This is a genomic window from Leisingera sp. SS27 (genome assembly GCF_028368855.1).
Classification (GTDB): domain Bacteria; phylum Pseudomonadota; class Alphaproteobacteria; order Rhodobacterales; family Rhodobacteraceae; genus Leisingera.
In genome coordinates this window covers 92,193-110,041 of record NZ_JAQNCY010000003.1, presented here as the reverse complement: position 1 = coordinate 110,041, position 17,849 = coordinate 92,193, and the positions used below count along the sequence as shown (strand labels likewise).

Sequence of the window (17,849 nt, the reverse complement as noted above, 5' to 3'; positions counted from 1 at the left end):
CCTGACCAAATGTTTCGCGTGCGAAACATTGCGGCAGAAGCACTGCCGTAAAGCCAGCGTCATTGTCAGCAGACAAAAAAAGGCGGTGCACTGCACCGCCTTTCCGCTCTACTGCCAGTGCCGGGGATCAAGCACTGTTCAGCATCCCCTTTTCCATTGCCAGATCGCGCATCTTCTTCTGCAGCTTCTCAAAAGCCCGCACCTCGATCTGGCGGATGCGCTCCCGGCTGACATTGTACTGGGTGCTCAGGTCCTCCAGCGTAACAGCCTGGTCCATCAGGCGGCGCTGGGTCAGGATGTCCTTCTCGCGGTCGTTCAGCACGTCCAGCGCCTCGGCCAGCAACTCGCGGCGGGCCTCCAGCTCATCGCGGGCTTCATAATCGCCGGCCTGGTCGGCATCTTCGTCCTCCAGCCAGTCCTGCCACTGCATGGTGCCTTCGCCTTCGGAGCCGACAGTGGCATTCAGGGACGCATCGCCGCCGGACATGCGGCGGTTCATCGAGATCACCTCTTCCTCGGTCACGCCAAGGTCGGTGGCAATCCGCGCGACGTTTTCGGGGCGCAAGTCGCCATCTTCCAGCGCGCCAATGCGGGCCTTGGCCTTGCGAAGGTTGAAGAACAGCTTCTTCTGGGCCGAGGTGGTGCCAAGCTTCACCAGAGACCAGGAACGCAGAATATATTCCTGGATCGACGCACGGATCCACCACATAGCATAAGTTGCCAGGCGGAAGCCTTTTTCCGGATCAAACCGTTTCACCGCCTGCATCAGGCCAACATTCGCCTCAGAGATCACTTCGGCCTGCGGCAGGCCGTAGCCGCGGTAACCCATGGCGATCTTGGCCGCGAGCCGCAGATGGGACGTTACCATTTTATGGGCGGACTTTGCGTCCTGCTCCTCAACCCAGCGCTTGGCCAGCATGTATTCTTCTTCCGGCTCCAAAAGCGGAAACTTGCGGATTTCCTGGAGATACCGGTTCAGGCCGCCTTCGGGCGTCGGGGCAGGCAGGTTTGCATAATTCGCCATATAAAGTGTCCCTCCCAAAATGTATAAGGACTTAACATTAGCGCATATGTGATAGCGCTAAGCCCTTTTCAAGGACCGCTTAAGGAATTCTTCTATGTTAGCCCGAGTCTTTTCGTCTGTGAATTGCGTCACAGGACAGAACACGCTTATTTGCAGTCAATTTACTGACGTAAAGCGTCCAGCAATCCGGCCATATCAGGAGGCAGCGGCGCCTCGAACCTGAGGGCCTCGCCTGTTACCGGATGGTCAAACCCCAGCACTGCCGCATGCAGCGCCTGCCGCGGGAAGGCCTGCACCGCCGTCTGCCCGGCCTCACTGAGCGCCTTGGCGGCCAATTTGCGGCGGCCGCCATAGGTGGGATCGCCAATCAGCCCGTGACCGGCGTGGGCCATATGCACCCGGATCTGGTGGGTGCGGCCGGTTTCCAGCCAGCATTCGATCAGCGCAAGGCTGGGCGGCGTGCCGAAACTCTCGACGATACGGGCGCGGGTCACGGCGTGGCGGCCGCCCTGGAACAGCACCGCCTGGCGCTGGCGATCGGTCTTGTGCCGGGCTAACTGGGTGGTGAGCTTGAGAATATTGCCGGGCTCGAAACTGGCGCCCTTCACCCCGCGCAGGCGCGGATCATTGCCATCCGGCACGCCGTAGCAGACAGCCTGATAATAGCGCTCCACCGTGTGTTTTTCGAACTGCGCCGCCAGCCCCTGGTGCGCGGCATCGGATTTGGCCACCACCAGGAGGCCGCTGGTTTCCTTGTCGATCCGGTGCACGATACCGGGGCGTTTAACCCCGCCGACGCCAGAGAGGTTGCCGCCGAAATGGTGCAGCAAAGCGTTGACCAGCGTGCCGGAAGGCGAGCCCGGCGCCGGGTGCACCACCATGCCCGCGGGCTTATTGATGACAATCAGATCTTCGTCTTCATGGACGATTTCCAGCGGGATGTCTTCGGGGCCAATGTGGCTGTCCTCGGCCTCCTCCACCTGGATGAAGATCTGTGCGCCTTCGGCGATCTTCGCCTTGGGGTCCTGCACGACGGCGCCATCCACTGTCAGCGCTCCTTCCTCGATCAGCCGTGCCAGCCGGGTGCGCGACAGAGACGCCTCCTCTGGCACATCGCGCGAAACCGCTTTATCAAGCCGTTTAGGCGGGTTTTCCGCGATGACAAACTCAATCCGGCGGCTGCCCATGACTGATCCTTCCGAGACCGAAATCCAACAGGAACCGCCGCAGATCCGGTTCCTGCGGCGGCTGGTAACCACGCTGACGGTGGTGATGATTGGCGGGCTTGTAGTGATTATCTCGCTGCTTGTCATCCGCCTGCAAGCAGGCGATGCGCCGCTGCCTGCGGAAATCGCCCTGCCCGACGGTGTTGAAGCCGAAGCGGTAACGCTGGGCCGCGATTGGATCGCCATCGTCAGCCGGGACAACCGCATCCTGATCTTTGACCGTGAGACCGGTGATCTGCGCCAGGAAGTTCCGATGAACAATTGATCCGGCAGGTCAGGATCTGAGCAGCACCTTGTTGGAGTCGATTGCCGAAGCGATCTGCGCATATTGCGTCTGCCGCTCCTGCGCCGCCTCGGCGCTGCGCAGAAGAACGGTGGCTGCATCTTCGAGGATACGTGCCGCTTCCTGATTGACCGCAGCCTGCGCCGCAGCACTGACCGGGGTCAGCGGCCGGTTTGTGCTTTGCGCCGGGTCTGTTGAGCTGGTGACCGTCACCCGCCCGCGGTTCGGATCCCTGTTTTGGCGTGCCAGCCGCTTCAGCCGCTGGGAGGTATCCTGCAAAACATCCCGCACTTCTTCATAATCCGTGCCCTCGGGAATGCCATCTGCGGCCGCCTCCAAGCGTTCGGACAAGCAGTCAACCTGCAGCGCCGAATCGCCAGTGGACCGGCAAAACGCCTTGGCAGCCGCCAGTGAGCCCAGAAGCTCTGTCAGAAAGGCTGCAGATCCGAACTCACCGGCGGGCACCACCACCGTGTAAACAAGTCCGCCCGGAGCCTGGGCCAACGCAGGCACAGCGCCGAACGCCAGGCTTGCCCCACCCGCAGTCAAGATCTTGATGGCTGTCTGGAACATTTGATTACCCTCATTACAGTCTGAAACCCGCCTATGGAGCGGTGTTTCTGGGCAGCATCCCGCCGGAGCAAGCATGCCGCAATTTCGCCGTATTGCCCGATTCCCGGCTGCCCGTTAACCTTAACCCATCCCAAAGCATAAGGTTGTTTTACCATGTATACCAGTATCTTGCGCGCGGCCTCATTGCTGGTCCCGCTGACCCTTGCCGCCCAGACGGCCATGGCCCAGGCAAATCCAGCGCTTGACGAAGCCAAACGGCGGCTGGCGTGCGGAGCCGGGGTGCCGGTGTCCGCCAGCTATCTTCCGAACGGCTCTCTGCAGGTTACCTGCCGTGCACCGGGCGCCGAGACCGTGGCGCAAGCCACTGCTGGCGGCCTGCCGGAAACCGGCTTGTCAGCCGGCGCCACGGCCGCCGTTGTCGGCGGGGCCCTGCTCGTGATTGTGGTTGCTGATGACGATGGCTCCACCTCGACAACAACAACGACCGACTGACCCGGCATCACCGCAACCGGGAACACGGACCTATCAACTCCGATGAGATGATGACTTCAGAACGGGCCGCCGCAAATCCTTGCGGCGGCCCGTTCTGTACTAAGCAGACGGCCCCCTTGCGGCCGCAGCCTGCCATGGCAATAACCTGACCGGCGGGGCGATCGGATTGCCAGACGAAAGGCAAAAAAAACGATAGCAGTGTAAGGAAGATGGTACCGCCTCCCCGGCTTGAACGGGGGACCTCTGGATCCACAATCCAGCGCTCTAACCAACTGAGCTAAGGCGGCACTGAGGGGGCATTTATAGCACGCTCCGGAGGCGTGCAAGAGGTTTTTCACCTTTCTGTTTCAGAAATCCGCCTCTCAGAAAGACAGGCAGCCATGCCCTTTGCAATACACACAGACCGGTGCGGAGCCCCTTCCGCAACCGATTGCATTTAAACCAAATTTCCGTCGGCCGTCCAGACTAGGCCGTGACTTCCTCAAACGAAAGATGCCAGGTCTGCTCCACCAGATCCTGGCCGTAATTGCGCACGGGGCGGCTGTTCTGCAACTGCCAACCAAAAGCGCGGTAGAGGGCACAGGCGGTGCGGTGGCTTTCGTGGGTCTTCAGCATCATGCTGCTGTAACCGGCGGCGCGGGCGAACGCCATGCACTCACGCAGAAGCCGCTTTCCCAGCCCCTTGCCGCGTGCTTTTGGCGTCAGCAGGAACAGGCGCAACTGGGCTGTCTTACCGTCCTTTTTCATACAGAAGACCGTGCCCAGACGCTCCTTGCCGCTGACCGCCATCCAGCCGCGCTCACACGCGGGATCGTGAGCCGCACAGAAGCTGTGCAGAATATCCGCGACCTGCACGCCGAAACTGCCGTCAAACCCGGCTTCGCGGGAATAGAGATCCTGGTGGCGTGCCACCAGCCATTGCATGTCAGTCGGGGCGAATCGGCGCAGCGTTACATCCATCATACAGGCAGTGTAGCGCAAACCCGGCTTGCGTTTCAGCCTGCGGCGGGATAGCACCGGCATTCAAGCGGCTGACTGCCAGTGGAGTGCAAGATGGGCATCAATACCGAACGCGACGTTGAAGCAAACATGCAAATCGGCCCTACCGATCAAGGCATGGTGCGGATTTTCATCGAGGCGGACGGTGTCGAGATCCCGATGGACTTTGAGCCGGAAGAAGCAGAAGAGATCGCAGACGAACTTCGCGCTGCAGCGCAGGCGGCCCGCATCGTCAAGTAACATCAGATTTCGGAAAATCCATCTCTGTTTTCAGACGAATTTTCGAATCTGCATTTTTAGCTATTATATCTATCTAAAGCCCCAGGGCTCACCTTAGTGCTCAGCCAGTTATCGGAGTGAGTAAGATGGTGAACCTGACGAGCAGTACAGCCAACCCCTTTTTCTATTCGGCGCAGCTGACCGCTGTGACCAGCGGCGCGCGCGCTTCCCTGGACGGGATCAATCCCGCCCTCGGCATGACCGCTGATGAGTTGCAGCAGGAAGCCAACGCCCTGTTTGGCGGCCAGGGCCGCCGCGGCGCAGAAGGCCTGCCGCCCGCCGCCCACGGATGGGAGAAGCCGCAGGTTCAGAATGCAGTGGTGAAACTGGGCGGCGCCCCCTCGGCCCCCGCCCCCGCGCCGCAAACCAGCACACCCGCTGAGCAACCCGCCCAGGGCGCTTCTGTCACATTGCAGCCAGCCCCTGCCCCTGCGGATGATCCGGCTGCAGAAGTTCTTCCCCCACAGGAGGTGACGCAGGCCAGCGCTGCCAGTCCGGAAGCCAGCTACTACGAAAAGCGCATTTTCGAGATGGCCAAGGCGCTGCACACCCTTGCATCGCAGCCTTGGCCGGAAAATTCCGTGGCCCTTATTCTGCTGACCGGCCTGCCGGAAGAACAGGGGGACGTTCCCCTGCCGTCGGCCGCAGAGCAGCCGCAAACAACCCCGCAGGAGTTTCCTGCCATGGTGACAGACACGGCTGGCACGGCGGGCGACGACACGGTTGAGCTGCGTGCTGATGTGATCCGGCGGGTTGCCACCGGTGACGGAGCCGATGCAGTGGCGCTGGAGGGGCGCATCGTGCAGGGCGTTCACACAGACCGCGAGTCCGCCCGCCCCTTTGAAGGCCCCGGTTTCGGCTATGGCCGCCGGTTCGGCCGCATGCAGGGCCTTGCGCTCGGGCATCAGCACGCCGCGGGTCAAGCACGCAGGCAAGAACAGTTCTCCAATGCGGATTCGGTATCGATCCGCGCCCGCCATGCCCGCAATATCAGCACCGGCGGCGGCGATGACGCCATTGCAATCCAGGCAGGCACCCTGCGAGGTGTCTGGGCCGGTGCAGGCGATGACAGTATCGCGGTCGCGGCCACTCTGGTCTCGCGCATCCGCGGCGGTGCTGGAAACGACGTGATCTCGGTCGCGGCTCAGCGCGCTCTGCGGGACCCCAGCAAAGGCCCTGCGCCAATCTACGATGCCGGCGCCCCGGCAGCAGAGAAGATGCGTCAAGCCCTCAGCAGCTACTCGCAGGTGAGCGGCGGCAGCGGGGATGACCAGATCACCCTGCAGGTGGGAGAGACCCTGGCCGCACGCGGCGGCATTGGCGATGACCGTTTCACCCTGCAGGGCGGTACCGTGGCGCTGCAGTACAATCTCGGCGACGGCCATGACACTGTTGAACTGACAGAAGGCGCAAACGCCGTGGTGCAACTGCGCGAAATGGGCGCCTCAACCTACAGTTCAACCCGCGACGGCGACACTCTGACGCTTACGTTCGACACCGGCGGAAGCATCACCTTCACCAATGTTTCCCAAGGCGGCGCCATTGGCGTTGCGACCGGCCAGGACGCCCCCATTGCGCTGCTGCACCAGCCTGCGGCACTGAACGCAACGGCCTGAGCCGGCCGGAGCGGCCCGCAGCGCACCGCAGGTGCGCTGCCCGGCCCAAGGCTGCCAAGAGGCACCGGCGCAGCCGGGGCCTCTGCAGGCGCGGGAGCACCTCTGGTTCACCAGTCCGGCTGTTCTTCTGCTGCCGCCCCCAGAAGCTGCCCGTCCTTGCCCGGGCGCGGATCGCGCAAGACCTGCAGCCGGCGGGCGGCGTCCATGGCGAATTTCTGCACCAGCTTCTTGCGCCGGGCCGGCGCCAGCTTGTCTTCCGGCGCCATGCGGATGATTTCCGCATCATAGGGATCGGCAATAATCAGCCCGGTGCCGTCCGGCAAAAGTTCGGTGGGGAAATCCATGTCCACCGCCCAGAAATACCGGTCGCACCACTCCAGGTAACCTTCCCACTTGCTGTCGGACTGAAAATCGGCGCGGCTGGACTTGCACTCGATCACCCAGAGCTCCCCCTTGGGGCCGAGCGCCATCACGTCCACCCGCAACCCGCGGGCCGGCACGAATTCCTCCAGCGGCGCAAAGCCGAGCGAGCGCAGATAGCGCGACACTCCGCGGGCGAGTTTCTGTCCTGGCTGCAGATCTTCCATCATGGCAGTGAATGTGAACAATTAGGGAACAAAATGCAATCCCGCGCTTTTGCAGCGAAACGCTGCCGGATGCCCCCTGCCCCCTTGTAACGGCGCCTCCGGCAGCTTAGTTACGGGCTTGGCGGGTACTGCCCTTCTCGTGACAGGCAGCATTCCGGTGGCCTTAAGCAATTCCGAGGGAGCTGGCTCTGTCCGGATCCTGGTCCGTTTACCTGGCGCCCACCTGTATATACAGGTCCTCGGGAATCAAAGCCGCACGGTTGACTGGTGGTCCCGCCGCTTCTTCCCCCGTTGGTACAAACGAAAACCGCGTTTTCCAGGGAAAACGCGGCAGAAATTCAGGTGTTTCGCGGTTCAGCGGCGCTTCAGCTGGCGCTGCTGCCGGGAGGTTTCCTCTGCCGGTACCCGCACCGGCTGGAACTCATGCGCCACCGGGGTGCCGCCGCGGGGGCCGTCGTTCTTCTCGGCCATGGCCATCACCGCCCATGCAAACTGCACGCCTGCAAACACGATGCCGTTCATGAACCACAGCAGGAACACCGCCAGCAGCCCGACGTCAGAGGTCGAAACCAGCGCCCATAGGTTCATCACATTGAACCACAGGAGCATTGCCACAAAGGCCGCAGCGATCCCAAAGCCGATCAGCACGTTGCGGATGTACATTTTCACCAGTTCAGGCATCTGAGTCCTCCAGATAAGCAAGAAGAGGTTATCAGCCTTTGCGGCGGCGTCCAGCGTTTCCGGAAGGGATGAGCGGAATTTGCCGCACCCTTTCATTCTCTCCCCCCGCAAAACAAAAAAGCGCGCCCCAAGGCACGCCTTTTTCAGTTCACGTCTGTGGCAGAGGCCGGCTCAGAATGCTTCCGGCCGGGCTTCGCGCGCCATGTGGTCGAGCACGGCGTTGACGAACTTCGCCTCCTTGCCCTCGGGGAAGAAGGCGCGAGCGATATCGACAAACTCGTTGATCACCACCTTGGGCGGGGTGTCAGACTGAGTGAGCTCGGCACCGGCCGCGCGAAACAGCGCCCGCAGGGTCGGGTCGATGCGGGCAATCGGCCATTTCGCCACCAGCGCCCGGTCGGTCATCTGGTCGATCCGCGCCTGATGGTTCACCGCCTCGCGCACCAGATTGCGGAACACCTTAGTGTCGCCTTCCGCCATCTCGTCGCCCTCATAGACAGCGCCAAAACGGTGGTCCTCAAACTCGACGATCACCCTGTCAAAGGTGAGGCTGCTGTGTTCCATCTGGAACAGCGCCTGCACGGCATAAAGCCGCGCTGCCGATCTCATCTGATTCTTGCCGTTGCCCTTGGGGCGGCTGTCCTGTGTGCTCATGCGCTGGTGGATCCGTTGTCTGTACCGGCGACCTGGTATGCCCCTGCGGGCGCCTTGAAGCCGATGCCTTTGGTCTGGGCGCCCCACTTACGCGTGAGTGCGATCAGATGCAAGGCCGCAGCCGCCGCGCCGCCGCCTTTGTTCTGATCAGCGGTATCGGCGCGCACTTCGGCCTGCTTGCGGTTTTCGACGGTCAGGATGCCGTTGCCGATGCACAGCCCCTGCAGACCCATCAGCTGGATCGCGCGGGAGCTGTCGTTGCAGACGGTGTCATAGTGGGTGGTCTCGCCGCGGATCACGCAGCCCAGCGCCACGTAGCCGTCGAAGTTGGAGGTGCGGTCAGCAATCGCAATGGCGGTCGGCACTTCCAGCGCGCCGGGCACTTCGGCGATTTCGAAGGTGCCGCCTGCGGCTTCGATCTCGGCTGCGGCACCGGCCACCAGATTGTCGGCGATATCCTTGTAGTAAGGCGCGACAACGATCAGCAGTTTCACCGGCTTGTCAAACTCGGCACGCGGCAGGGTGTAGTGGGTTTCATGTCCAGCCATATCAAGCGTCCTTCAAAATGGGGCGGCTGCCGGTGATGGCGAGGCCATAGGCATCCAGCCCGACGTATTTGGTCGAGGGCGAGTCGGTCAGAAGGACCAGCTCATGCAGGCCCAGGCCCGACAGGATCTGGGCACCGATGCCGGTCTGCTTGATGGTCACGGTGCGCGGGCCTTCGTCCTCATTGGCATAAAGCGCATTGCGCGGCTGGCGGAACAGGGTCACGACGCCGCGACCCTCTTCGGCAATGATCTCCATCGCGCGCGGCAGCTGGCGGGCTGACTTGGGGCCGAGACCGAGGATATCTGTCGCCTCATGCAGTGCGTGGGTCCGCACCAGTACCGGTTCTGGCGTGGTAATGTCGCCCTTGATCATCACCACGTGTTCGATGCCATGGGTCTGGTCGGTGAACAGTCGCATTTCCCACTCGCCGCCGATTTCCGAGGTCACCGTCTCGCGCGAGGTTTCCACCACCAGGTTGTCGTTGCGGGCGCGGTAGGTGATCAGGTCGGAGATGGTGCCGATCTTCAGCCCGTGTTTCTGGGCGTATTCGACCAGATCAGGCAGACGCGCCATTGTTCCGTCTTCCTTCATGATCTCGCAGATCACGGACGACGGGTAATGGCCTGACAGACGCGCCACATCGCAGCCGGCCTCCGTGTGGCCTGCACGAACCAGTACCCCGCCCCGGCGCGCGCGCAGCGGGAAGACATGGCCGGGCGTGGCGATGTCGGCTGCGGTCTTCTCCGGGTCGATGGCGGTGGCCACGGTCAGCGCGCGGTCGGCGGCGGAAATACCGGTGGAGACGCCCTCGCGCGCCTCGATGGAAACGGTAAAGGCAGTTTCGTGGCGCGAGGAGTTGTGCAGCGCCATCATCGGCAGGCCCAGCTCCTCGATCCGCTCGGCGGGCATGGTCAGGCAGATCAGCCCGCGGCCGTGGGTGGCCATGAAGTTGATCGCGGCGGCATCGGCGTGCTGCGCGGGGATCACGAGGTCGCCTTCGTTCTCGCGGTCCTCGTGATCAACAAGGATGAACATGCGGCCCTGGCGGGCTTCTTCGATGATCTCTTCAATCGGGCTGATGGCATCGCGCAATTGCGCCTCAACCGGCCCTGGTGTTTCAAAGCTCATATGGCAGCCTTTCGATGCGCATGGGCAGCACGCCTGGCACTGCGGGTTCTTTCCCAGCCAGATAGCCCAGGCCGGCGGCAAATGCCAGTCCTGCAAACGGCAACCGGACGTCCGGACGCGTCCTGTGCGCCTGCGCACAGGTTGCTGAGGGGCGCTGCCCCTCGGCCTGCCGGCCTCACCCCGGAGTACTTGAGGAAAGATGAAGGCGCGGACCTGCTCAGCCTGCCTCGTGCAGCCGGGCGACGTAACGAGCCAGCGTGTCGATTTCCAGGTTGATGCGGTCGCCCAGCTTCACATCGCCCCAGGTGGTGACCTCCTTGGTGTGCGGAATGAAATTGATGCCGAAATCGCAGCCGTCCACGTCATTAACCGTCAGCGAGGTTCCGTTCAGCGCAACCGATCCCTTGGGCGCGATGAAGCGGGCCAGCGCCTGAGGCGCGCGAAGGGTAACGCGCGTACTGTCGCCCTCGTCCTTCATCTCCACCACTTCGGCGACACCGTCCACATGGCCGGAGACGATATGGCCGCCCAGTTCATCGCCCACCTTCAGGGCGCGTTCCAGGTTCACACGCTTGCCCACGGCCCAACTGTCCAAGTTGGTCTTGGACACGGTCTCTGCCGAGATCTGCACGTCGTACCAGTCGTCCCCCAGCGCGATCACAGTCAGGCAAACACCGTCCGAGGCAATCGAGGCACCGAGGTCAATTGTGGCCGTGTCATAGGCCGTGCGGATGCGGGCGCGCAGATCGCCCTGCTGCTCCAGCTCGGCAATGGTGCCCACATCGGTGATGATGCCAGTAAACATGGGTGCGCTCCCCGCAGGTCATATGTCATTCCTGCCGCAGAGGTAGCCAAGCCGCGCGGCCTTCACAAGCCCCGGGTTGTGTTTGCAGCCGGCCAAGCCTTAGTTTCGCCCCAGTCAAATGTTAATCAAATCCTGAAATCGCTCCTATACAACACTCCTCGTGATGCCAAATGCCGCTTTGAAACACCGCAGCTTCCTGTTCCTGCAAGGCCCTCATGGTCCGTTTTTTGCCGCGCTTGGACGGATGCTGGGGACGGCGGGATGCGAAGTGGCGCGGGTGGGGTTCAATGCCGGCGACGAGGCCTTCTGGCGCCCCAAGGCCAACTACATCCCCTATGACGGCAGCCCGCAGGATTGGCCTGATTACCTGGCCGGACTGCTGGAAAGCCGCGGGGTGACGGACATCGTCCTATACGGGGACACCCGCCCCATTCACGCCGCTGCCGTCGCGGCGGCACGGCAGCGCGGCATCACAGTGCATGTGTTTGAGGAAGGCTACCTGCGCCCGTATTGGGTCACCTATGAGCGCGGTGGCGCCAATGGACATTCTCGGCTGATGGAAATGACTGTGCCGCAGATGCAGGAGGCGCTGGCGCTCTCGGACATGGAAGCGCCGCTGCCGCCCGCGCACTGGGGCGACATGCGCCAGCACGTTTTCTATGGTGCGCTTTACCACTGGTTCGTCATGTTCCGGAACCGCAAGTACCGCAATTTCCAGCCGCACCGGGCGATTCCGGTGACCAAGGAATTTCAGCTCTACCTCAAGCGCCTGCTCTTGATGCCCGTACAGGCACTGGAGCGGCGGCTGGCAGAGAGGCGTATCCGCAATGGCGGGTTTCCCTATCACTTGGCACTGCTTCAGCTGGAGCACGACAGCTCTTTCCAGATGCATTCCCCATTTACCAGCATGGGCGATTTCCTGGCTGAAGTGATCACAGGTTTTGCGGAAGGGGCGCCGCGCCATCACCATCTGGTCATCAAGGCGCATCCGCTGGAGGACGGCCGCGCCCAGGTCCGCCGCACGCTGCGCCGCCTGGCGCGCGAGCATGGCGTTGCAGGCCGGGTGCATTATGTGCGCGGGGGCAAGCTGGCACAGCTGCTGAATGAAGCCCGCAGTGCGGTAACTGTCAATTCCACGGCCGGCCAGCAGGTGCTGTGGCGCGGCATTCCGCTGCGCGTGTTCGGCCGTGCGGTCTATGGCAAACCGGAGTTTGTGTCGGAACAGCCGCTGGCCCAGTTCTTTGCGGCCCCGGCGCGCCCTGACAGCCGCGCTTACAAGGATTACCGGCGGTTCCTGCTGGAAACCTCTCAGGTGCCGGGCGGCTATTACTCCCGCGAAGGACGCCGCCAGCTGCTGCGCCAGGTGGCCGACATGATGCTGGCGGGTGAGGACCCATATGACGCTCTGCGGCTGGGTACAGCGGCTCCACGGCAACAGTTGCGGCTGGTGACCTGAAGCGGAAACACCCAAAGACTGGATTTTTTCCTGCCAGCCGGTTAGGTTGCCCCTAAAACTTGAGGCAAACAATAATTGGTCGAGGAGACCGAGCAGTGACATCCGTTCCCCTTCGCTGGGCGCGCCCCGTGGCCATGCTGGCGGCATTGGTACTTGCGGCGTCCTGCGGGCTGCCGAAAGTCGGCCCTAGCAAGCGCCAGATTTTCGCCGGCTCGGTACAGCGCGAAGGCGATGCCTTTATCGTTTCCGTCAATGACCGGGTCGCCCGCGCCACAGCTGTTGTCCCGGCACTCGGCTTTTCCACCGGGTTCACTTCGGCAGGCAGGCTGACTTCGGACACCATCCGCCCTGGCGATGTCCTGGGGCTGACAGTCTGGGAAAACGTAGATGACGGGCTGCTGGCCGCCGAAGCCAGCAATTCCACCGTGCTGGAAGAGGTGCAGGTCGACAGTGCGGGCTTTATCTTCGTTCCTTATGCGGGTCGCCTGCGGGCCTCTGGCAATACGCCTGAGCAGCTGCGCGAAACCATCACCAGAAAGCTCGAAGATCAGACCCCCGATCCGCAGGTGCAGGTGCGGCGGCTGGCTGGGGATGGCGCCACGGTCAGCCTGACCGGCTCTGTGGGCGCGCAGGGTGTCTATCCGATTGAACGCCCGACCCGTACTCTGTCAGCGATGCTGGCCCAGGCCGGCGGCGTGACGATCCAGCCTGAAATTGCCCAGGTCACCGTGATCCGTGGCCAGGAAAAAGGAAAGATCTGGTTTCAGGATCTGTTCGACCATCCGGAGCTGGATGTCGCACTGCGCGGCGGCGACCGCATTCTTGTCGAGGAAGACACACGCTCCTTCACCGCGCTGGGTGCAACATCCGCACAGGCAAGGGTGCCATTTGAAAGCCAGGATCTGTCGGCGCTCGAAGCCATTGCACAGGTCGGCGGCCTGATCTCCACCGCGGCCGACCCGACCGGTGTCTTCGTTTTGCGCAATGAACCTGCCGAGATCGCCAATCAGGTGCTGGGCCGCGACGACCTCATCGGCGCGCAACGAATGGTCTATGTGCTGAACCTGACCCAGCCGAACGGGCTGTTCATGGCCCGCGACTTCGTGATCCGCGACGACGACACGCTCTATGTGACTGAAGCGCCCTACGCCCAGTGGACCAAGACGATCTCGCTGCTGCTTGCCCCGGTTGGATCGCTGGCCAGCACCTCCTCAGCGGTTAGCGGCTAAGGGAAGATGCGCCTGACCGCAGGCCACCAGGAAGCCGGGAGCGCAGCGTCCCGGCTTTTTGTCTACAACGGCGGCTTTCTGACACAACGGCGTGTGCGGCGTATCCTGGAGCTGTCTGGATATTCCATCCGCTTGGGCCTGCCGCAGGCAGAAGATCTGGTTGGCATCTGGGGCGCCTCCCCCACCGCCCATCGCGGCCAGGCCATTGCTGCGAAGCGCGGCTGCGGGCTGTTGCGGGTGGAGGACGCGTTTCTGCGCTCACTGCACCCCGGCCGCGCCGGAGAACCGCCTGCAGGCCTGATGCTGGACCGCTCCGGTGTGCATTTCGATGCGTCGGAGCCATCAGATCTGGAGCAGCTGCTGGCGACTCACCCTTTGGATGACGCGCATCTGATGCAACGGGCACGCGACTCCATTGCCCGCCTCAAGTCAGCACATCTCAGTAAGTACAACGCGTTTGATCCCAGCGCTCCAGTGCCCGAGCCTGGCTATGTGCTGGTTGCTGATCAGGCGCGTGACGATGCCTCCGTTATTGCCTCGCGTTCGGACCGGGCGCGGTTTCTGGAAATGCTGGCGTTTGCACAGGAGGAGCATCCCGGCGCGCGGGTTCTGATCAAGACCCATCCCGAGACCCTGCGCGGATACCGGGCGGGATACTATGATCCGGATGATGCTTTGGGGCGTGTGCAACTGTTTACAGGCAGTGTCTCACCGTGGGCGTTACTGGAGGGGGCGATCGGGGTTTACACGGTCTCATCGCAGCTGGGTTTCGAGGCGATCCTGGCGGGTCACAAACCACGGGTGTTCGGGCAGCCGTTTTATGCAGGCTGGGGACTCAGCACGGATGATGCCCCGCCCCCGCGGCGGCAGCGGCGTCTGACCCGCGCGCAGCTGTTTGCAGCCGCGATGATCCTTTACCCCAAATGGTACGACCCGTTCCGGGATGAGCTGTGCGGGCTTGAAACGGTTCTGAATAACCTTGAGGCCAAAGCGCGGGCCTGGCGTGAAGACAGCCAGGGCTGGGCAGCCTCGGGCATGCGGCTTTGGAAGCGCAAGCCTTTGCAAAAGTTCTTTGGTGCGGAAAGGCGGGTGTTGTTCACCGAAAACACCGCCAAGGCGCAGGCCAGCGGCCGCAGGCGGATGGTTTGGGCTGGCAAGGCAGCAGAAGCCCACTCAGGTGCAGTGCGAGTGGAGGACGGGTTTCTGCGCTCCCGCGGGCTGGGGGCGGAACTGGTGCCGCCGCTGTCGCTGGTGACCGACCAACAAGGGATCTACTACGATCCGCGCCAGCCATCTGACCTTGATGCGCTGATTTCCAAGCGTACAGAGATGACCCAGGCTGAGGAACGGCGGGCGGAGCGGTTTGTGCAGTCCCTGATCAGAGACGGTGTTTCAAAGTACAACCTTGGCGGTGCGGCCACCGCCCTGCCCGAAGGCCGCCGCATCCTGGTGCCGGGCCAGGTTGAGGACGACGCCTCGATCCTCTGCGGTGCTGGCGAGATCCGGACCAACCAGGATCTGCTGCGCACCGCGCGGGCGGCCAATCCGGATGCAGTGATCATCTACAAGCCCCACCCGGATGTGGAGGCGGGATTGCGGCAGGGCCAGATCGAAGCAGAGGATTTGGCTGACGTTGTTGCCTGCCGGGCAGACCCGATGGCGCTGCTGGGCGCCGTGGAGGAGGTTTGGACAATGACCTCGCTTCTGGGATTCGAGGCGCTGCTGCGCGGGCTCAAAGTCACAACCCTGGGCACGCCCTTCTATGCGGGCTGGGGGCTCACCACCGATCTGGCGCCGGTTCCCGTCTGGCGGCAGGCGCAAGTGTCCCTATTCGGCCTGGCCCATGCAGCCCTGATCGATTATCCGCGCTATTTCGATCCAGTGACCGGCCAGCCCTGCCCCCCGGAAGTGGCGGTGATGCGCTTGCGTGAGGGCCGCCTGCCGCATCCGGGCCTCAGCAACAGGCTGCTGTCGAAGCTGCAAGGACTGTTCGCCACTTACGCCTATCTGTGGCGCTGACCGAAGCAGAAGCGCTCCCGCACCCGCAAGATACCGAGGCTGGGCCAACGGGACCGGAGCAGAAGCATCGTCCGGCGGCAGACAGGAGAACCCGGATTAGCAAGGCTACAGCGAAGCATTACCGCAGAGCGCGTGTCCAGCGGTGCAGAATATCTTTACCGACAGGGCGCGCCTCGACCAGCTCGAACCGCGGTGCTTCCTCCAGCCTTCCGATGCCCAGCGCGCCGATCGAAGGCAGCCCCTCGGCACCGATGCCCAGGCCTGCGGTGAACCCGACCAGCTCATCCACCAAATCAAAGGCCAGCAGCGACGCAGCCAGCGCGCTGCCGCCCTCGCAGAACACCCGGGTCAGTCCAGCCGCGCCCAGCTGTTGCAGAATATCCCCGGCATCCAGCTGCACCCCATGCGACGCACAAGGGATCAGCCTGGCACCCAGCCCTTCCCAGGCGCGGATGCGCTCCTGATCAGCCCCATGGCCGTGGCACAGCCAGACCGGGATGTCCTTGGCGGTGCGGGCCAGCTGACCCATCAGCGGCAGGTCCAGATGGCGCGAGATCACAACGCGCACCGGCTGATGCTCCACCCCCAGATCACGAACTGTCAGCGAGGGGTCATCCGCCCGTGCGGTGCCGCCGCCCACCATGACCGCGTCATGGCGTGCGCGCATCGCATGCACGGCACGCCGCGCTTCCGGCCCGGTGATCCACTTGCTTTGGCCCGATCCGGTTGCGATGCGGCCGTCAAAGCTGCCGGCCAGCTTCAAGGTCACCAGCGGGCGCCCCTGTTCGGTCTTCAGGAAGAACCCGGCATGGTCCCGCGCAGCCTGCGCCCCCCACACGCCAGTGTCCACTCTGATACCTGCGTCCCGCAACATCCGGATGCCCTGCCCTGAAACGCGCGGATCGCTGTCTCCGATCGCTGCGACAACCCTGGCCACCCCGGCATCAATCAGCGCCTGCGCGCAAGGCGGTGTTTCGCCATGATGGGCACAAGGCTCCAGCGTCACATAGGCGGTGGCGCCATGCGCAGCGTCTCCCGCCTGCGCCAGCGCTTCGGTTTCCGCATGCGGCCGCCCGCCCGGTTTGGTCCAGCCGCGCCCCACAACCCTGCTGCCCTGCACGATGACACAGCCCACTGCCGGGTTCGGCCAGCAATTACCCTGCCCGCGCCGCCCGAGGGACAGCGCAAGCGCCATGTAACGGTGATCCGTATCCATTATTCTTCCGGCGCCACCGGCGGCCGCAGTTCGTGGACGAAGTCCTCGAAATCGTCTGCTGCCTGAAAGTTCTTGTAAACGCTGGCAAAGCGCACGTAGGCCACGGTGTCGATGCGGGCCAGTGCTTCCATCACGATTTCACCGATTTTCTTAGAAGGAATATCGGTCTCGCCCATGCTTTCCAACCGCCGCACGATGCCAGAGATCATCTGGTCGATGCGCTCCGGCTCAATCGGGCGCTTTTGCATTGAAATACGGATCGAACGCTCCAGCTTGTCGCGGTCGAAGTCCTCGCGCTTGCCGTTGGTTTTGATCACCACCAAATCGCGCAACTGCACCCGCTCGTAGGTGGTGAAACGGCCGCCGCAGGCCGGGCAAAACCGGCGCCGACGGATCGAAACATGATCCTCCGCGGGGCGTGAATCCTTGACCTGAGTGTCGATATTTCCGCAAAATGGGCAGCGCATCCGCCTGCTCCCTCAATCCTGTCAGCCTGTTTATTGTGCCGGCATGTTCCCGGTTATCCACAACTATAGGCGACCCTCCAGAATTTGGGTAGGGGGCATTTGCCGCCGCTAGATAAAGAGGTTCAGGACAGATGCGCCGCCACCCGCCTCTGATGGGGCGCATCCCGGTGTTCAAACAGGTAAATGCCCTGCCAAGTGCCAAGCAGCGGGGCGCCATTGCGGACCGGGATCGACAAGCTGACAGGCATCATCGCTGCCTTGATATGGGCAGGCATGTCGTCGGGCCCCTCATAGGTGTGGCGCAGATAGCCCATGGACGGATCGGACGACGGCGGCACCAGACGGGCAAAAAACGCACGCAGATCCCCCTGCACCTCAGGGTCGGCATTTTCCTGGATCAGCAATGAGCAGGACGTATGGCGCACAAACAGCGTCAGCAGCCCGTCCTGATGCCCGCTTGCCGCCACCCAAGCTTTCACGTCCCGGGTGAATTCATAGAGCCCCTGGCCGCGCGTCGGAATACTGAAGTCATGCTGCATGATTTATTTCTGGCCGGAACAGACCAT

General features: G+C 62.9%; 20 protein-coding genes and 1 tRNA gene. 7 read left to right on the top strand and 14 right to left on the bottom strand.

Going from position 1 to position 17,849, the window contains the following annotated elements; genetic code table 11:
* Window positions 1-127: 127 nt before the first annotated feature.
* Together rpoH and N6L27_RS08545 are read right to left on the bottom strand one after the other, a co-directional pair.
* The gene (gene rpoH, locus N6L27_RS08550) at window positions 128-1,024 is read right to left on the bottom strand and encodes an RNA polymerase sigma factor RpoH (protein ID WP_271906825.1); all 897 of its coding nucleotides are present in this window, start codon (window positions 1,022-1,024) and stop codon (window positions 128-130) included.
* 161 nt (window positions 1,025-1,185) lie between these two features.
* Entirely contained in the window at window positions 1,186-2,211 is a 1,026-nt protein-coding gene (locus tag N6L27_RS08545; RefSeq protein WP_271906824.1) for an RluA family pseudouridine synthase, read from the bottom strand.
* Between N6L27_RS08545 and N6L27_RS08540 the strand changes: the two genes are divergently transcribed.
* On the top strand, window positions 2,210-2,515 hold the full coding sequence (locus tag N6L27_RS08540) for a DUF6476 family protein (RefSeq protein ID WP_271906823.1): 306 nt from the start codon (window positions 2,210-2,212) through the stop codon (window positions 2,513-2,515). The two genes, N6L27_RS08545 and N6L27_RS08540, sit on opposite strands and share 2 nt — an antisense overlap.
* Before the next feature lie 9 nt (window positions 2,516-2,524).
* On the opposite strand, the gene N6L27_RS08535 is transcribed toward N6L27_RS08540, so the two are convergent.
* On the bottom strand, window positions 2,525-3,106 hold the full coding sequence (locus tag N6L27_RS08535; protein WP_271906822.1) for a hypothetical protein: 582 nt from the start codon (window positions 3,104-3,106) through the stop codon (window positions 2,525-2,527).
* Window positions 3,107-3,259: 153 nt separating this feature from the next.
* Here N6L27_RS08535 and N6L27_RS08530 point away from each other — a divergent pair, with 153 nt between their 5' ends.
* On the top strand, window positions 3,260-3,598 hold the full coding sequence (locus N6L27_RS08530) for a hypothetical protein (RefSeq protein WP_271906821.1): 339 nt from the start codon (window positions 3,260-3,262) through the stop codon (window positions 3,596-3,598).
* A gap of 210 nt (window positions 3,599-3,808) precedes the next feature.
* Here the strand turns inward: N6L27_RS08530 and N6L27_RS08525 are convergent.
* A tRNA-His gene (locus N6L27_RS08525) sits at window positions 3,809-3,885 on the bottom strand.
* 178 nt (window positions 3,886-4,063) lie between these two features.
* The gene (locus N6L27_RS08520; RefSeq protein ID WP_271907098.1) at window positions 4,064-4,561 is read right to left on the bottom strand and encodes a GNAT family N-acetyltransferase; all 498 of its coding nucleotides are present in this window, start codon (window positions 4,559-4,561) and stop codon (window positions 4,064-4,066) included.
* 90 nt (window positions 4,562-4,651) lie between these two features.
* Here N6L27_RS08520 and N6L27_RS08515 point away from each other — a divergent pair, with 90 nt between their 5' ends.
* A complete protein-coding gene (locus N6L27_RS08515; RefSeq protein WP_271906820.1) occupies window positions 4,652-4,837 on the top strand; it encodes a DUF6324 family protein in 186 nt (61 codons plus the stop codon).
* Between the two features lie 125 nt (window positions 4,838-4,962).
* Entirely contained in the window at window positions 4,963-6,492 is a 1,530-nt protein-coding gene (locus N6L27_RS08510) for a hypothetical protein (RefSeq protein ID WP_271906819.1), read from the top strand.
* Between the two features lie 107 nt (window positions 6,493-6,599).
* Here the strand turns inward: N6L27_RS08510 and N6L27_RS08505 are convergent, their stop codons facing one another.
* The 6 genes from N6L27_RS08505 to N6L27_RS08480 all read right to left on the bottom strand — a co-directional run bounded on the left by N6L27_RS08505 (window position 6,600) and on the right by N6L27_RS08480 (window position 10,896).
* Complete coding sequence (locus tag N6L27_RS08505) at window positions 6,600-7,082, bottom strand: MmcB family DNA repair protein (protein WP_271906818.1); 483 nt, start codon at window positions 7,080-7,082, stop codon at window positions 6,600-6,602.
* Between the two features lie 351 nt (window positions 7,083-7,433).
* Window positions 7,434-7,760, bottom strand: coding sequence for a hypothetical protein (locus tag N6L27_RS08500; RefSeq protein WP_271906817.1), 327 nt, complete (start codon window positions 7,758-7,760; stop codon window positions 7,434-7,436).
* Between the two features lie 171 nt (window positions 7,761-7,931).
* Window positions 7,932-8,414: a transcription antitermination factor NusB gene (nusB, locus tag N6L27_RS08495; RefSeq protein ID WP_039184169.1), complete on the bottom strand. Its 483-nt coding sequence runs from the start codon at window positions 8,412-8,414 to the stop codon at window positions 7,932-7,934.
* Window positions 8,411-8,962, bottom strand: coding sequence for a 6,7-dimethyl-8-ribityllumazine synthase (locus tag N6L27_RS08490; RefSeq protein WP_271906816.1), 552 nt, complete (start codon window positions 8,960-8,962; stop codon window positions 8,411-8,413). Before N6L27_RS08490 ends, nusB begins: the two co-directional genes overlap by 4 nt.
* Window position 8,963: 1 nt before the next feature.
* Complete coding sequence (gene ribB / locus N6L27_RS08485) at window positions 8,964-10,091, bottom strand: 3,4-dihydroxy-2-butanone-4-phosphate synthase (RefSeq protein ID WP_271906815.1); 1,128 nt, start codon at window positions 10,089-10,091, stop codon at window positions 8,964-8,966.
* A gap of 217 nt (window positions 10,092-10,308) precedes the next feature.
* Window positions 10,309-10,896, bottom strand: a complete 588-nt coding sequence (locus N6L27_RS08480) for a riboflavin synthase (RefSeq protein WP_271906814.1) — start codon at window positions 10,894-10,896, stop codon at window positions 10,309-10,311.
* A 163-nt stretch (window positions 10,897-11,059) separates the two neighbouring features.
* On the opposite strand from N6L27_RS08480, the gene N6L27_RS08475 reads away from it, so the two are divergent.
* The 3 genes from N6L27_RS08475 (at window position 11,060) to N6L27_RS08465 (ending at window position 15,600) form a co-directional block, all read left to right on the top strand.
* On the top strand, window positions 11,060-12,352 hold the full coding sequence (locus tag N6L27_RS08475; protein WP_271906813.1) for a capsule biosynthesis protein: 1,293 nt from the start codon (window positions 11,060-11,062) through the stop codon (window positions 12,350-12,352).
* A 134-nt stretch (window positions 12,353-12,486) separates the two neighbouring features.
* Window positions 12,487-13,581: a polysaccharide biosynthesis/export family protein gene (locus N6L27_RS08470; RefSeq protein WP_442915751.1), complete on the top strand. Its 1,095-nt coding sequence runs from the start codon at window positions 12,487-12,489 to the stop codon at window positions 13,579-13,581.
* A gap of 6 nt (window positions 13,582-13,587) precedes the next feature.
* A complete protein-coding gene (locus tag N6L27_RS08465) occupies window positions 13,588-15,600 on the top strand; it encodes a capsular polysaccharide biosynthesis protein (RefSeq protein WP_271906811.1) in 2,013 nt (670 codons plus the stop codon).
* 118 nt (window positions 15,601-15,718) lie between these two features.
* On the opposite strand, the gene ribD is transcribed toward N6L27_RS08465, so the two are convergent.
* From ribD to N6L27_RS08450, 3 genes are all read right to left on the bottom strand, one after another.
* The gene (gene ribD, locus N6L27_RS08460; protein ID WP_271906810.1) at window positions 15,719-16,816 is read right to left on the bottom strand and encodes a bifunctional diaminohydroxyphosphoribosylaminopyrimidine deaminase/5-amino-6-(5-phosphoribosylamino)uracil reductase RibD; all 1,098 of its coding nucleotides are present in this window, start codon (window positions 16,814-16,816) and stop codon (window positions 15,719-15,721) included.
* Window positions 16,816-17,283, bottom strand: a complete 468-nt coding sequence (gene nrdR / locus N6L27_RS08455; protein WP_019294728.1) for a transcriptional regulator NrdR — start codon at window positions 17,281-17,283, stop codon at window positions 16,816-16,818. The genes ribD and nrdR overlap by 1 nt, the downstream gene beginning before the upstream one ends.
* A gap of 122 nt (window positions 17,284-17,405) precedes the next feature.
* Window positions 17,406-17,822 (bottom strand): secondary thiamine-phosphate synthase enzyme YjbQ, encoded by a 417-nt coding sequence (locus N6L27_RS08450; protein WP_271906809.1) that lies wholly within the window; start codon window positions 17,820-17,822, stop codon window positions 17,406-17,408.
* Between the last annotated feature and the right edge of the window lie 27 nt (window positions 17,823-17,849).

Excerpts from the sequence above, each read along its gene's own strand:
- N6L27_RS08515 (WP_271906820.1), top strand. The coding sequence starts at position 4,652 with ATGGGCATCAATACCGAACGCGACGTTGAAGCAAACATGCAAATCGGC.
- N6L27_RS08480 (WP_271906814.1), bottom strand. The coding sequence starts at position 10,896 with ATGTTTACTGGCATCATCACCGATGTGGGCACCATTGCCGAGCTGGAG.
- N6L27_RS08530 (WP_271906821.1), top strand. The coding sequence starts at position 3,260 with ATGTATACCAGTATCTTGCGCGCGGCCTCATTGCTGGTCCCGCTGACC.
- N6L27_RS08465 (WP_271906811.1), top strand. The coding sequence starts at position 13,588 with ATGCGCCTGACCGCAGGCCACCAGGAAGCCGGGAGCGCAGCGTCCCGG.
- N6L27_RS08475 (WP_271906813.1), top strand. The coding sequence starts at position 11,060 with ATGCCAAATGCCGCTTTGAAACACCGCAGCTTCCTGTTCCTGCAAGGC.
- N6L27_RS08535 (WP_271906822.1), bottom strand. The coding sequence starts at position 3,106 with ATGTTCCAGACAGCCATCAAGATCTTGACTGCGGGTGGGGCAAGCCTG.
- N6L27_RS08510 (WP_271906819.1), top strand. The coding sequence starts at position 4,963 with ATGGTGAACCTGACGAGCAGTACAGCCAACCCCTTTTTCTATTCGGCG.
- N6L27_RS08505 (WP_271906818.1), bottom strand. The coding sequence starts at position 7,082 with ATGATGGAAGATCTGCAGCCAGGACAGAAACTCGCCCGCGGAGTGTCG.
- rpoH (WP_271906825.1), bottom strand. The coding sequence starts at position 1,024 with ATGGCGAATTATGCAAACCTGCCTGCCCCGACGCCCGAAGGCGGCCTG.
- N6L27_RS08450 (WP_271906809.1), bottom strand. The coding sequence starts at position 17,822 with ATGCAGCATGACTTCAGTATTCCGACGCGCGGCCAGGGGCTCTATGAA.
- ribD (WP_271906810.1), bottom strand. The coding sequence starts at position 16,816 with ATGGATACGGATCACCGTTACATGGCGCTTGCGCTGTCCCTCGGGCGG.
- N6L27_RS08545 (WP_271906824.1), bottom strand. The coding sequence starts at position 2,211 with ATGGGCAGCCGCCGGATTGAGTTTGTCATCGCGGAAAACCCGCCTAAA.
- nrdR (WP_019294728.1), bottom strand. The coding sequence starts at position 17,283 with ATGCGCTGCCCATTTTGCGGAAATATCGACACTCAGGTCAAGGATTCA.
- ribB (WP_271906815.1), bottom strand. The coding sequence starts at position 10,091 with ATGAGCTTTGAAACACCAGGGCCGGTTGAGGCGCAATTGCGCGATGCC.
- nusB (WP_039184169.1), bottom strand. The coding sequence starts at position 8,414 with ATGAGCACACAGGACAGCCGCCCCAAGGGCAACGGCAAGAATCAGATG.
- N6L27_RS08470 (WP_442915751.1), top strand. The coding sequence starts at position 12,487 with ATGCTGGCGGCATTGGTACTTGCGGCGTCCTGCGGGCTGCCGAAAGTC.
- N6L27_RS08490 (WP_271906816.1), bottom strand. The coding sequence starts at position 8,962 with ATGGCTGGACATGAAACCCACTACACCCTGCCGCGTGCCGAGTTTGAC.
- N6L27_RS08500 (WP_271906817.1), bottom strand. The coding sequence starts at position 7,760 with ATGCCTGAACTGGTGAAAATGTACATCCGCAACGTGCTGATCGGCTTT.
- N6L27_RS08540 (WP_271906823.1), top strand. The coding sequence starts at position 2,210 with ATGACTGATCCTTCCGAGACCGAAATCCAACAGGAACCGCCGCAGATC.
- N6L27_RS08520 (WP_271907098.1), bottom strand. The coding sequence starts at position 4,561 with ATGATGGATGTAACGCTGCGCCGATTCGCCCCGACTGACATGCAATGG.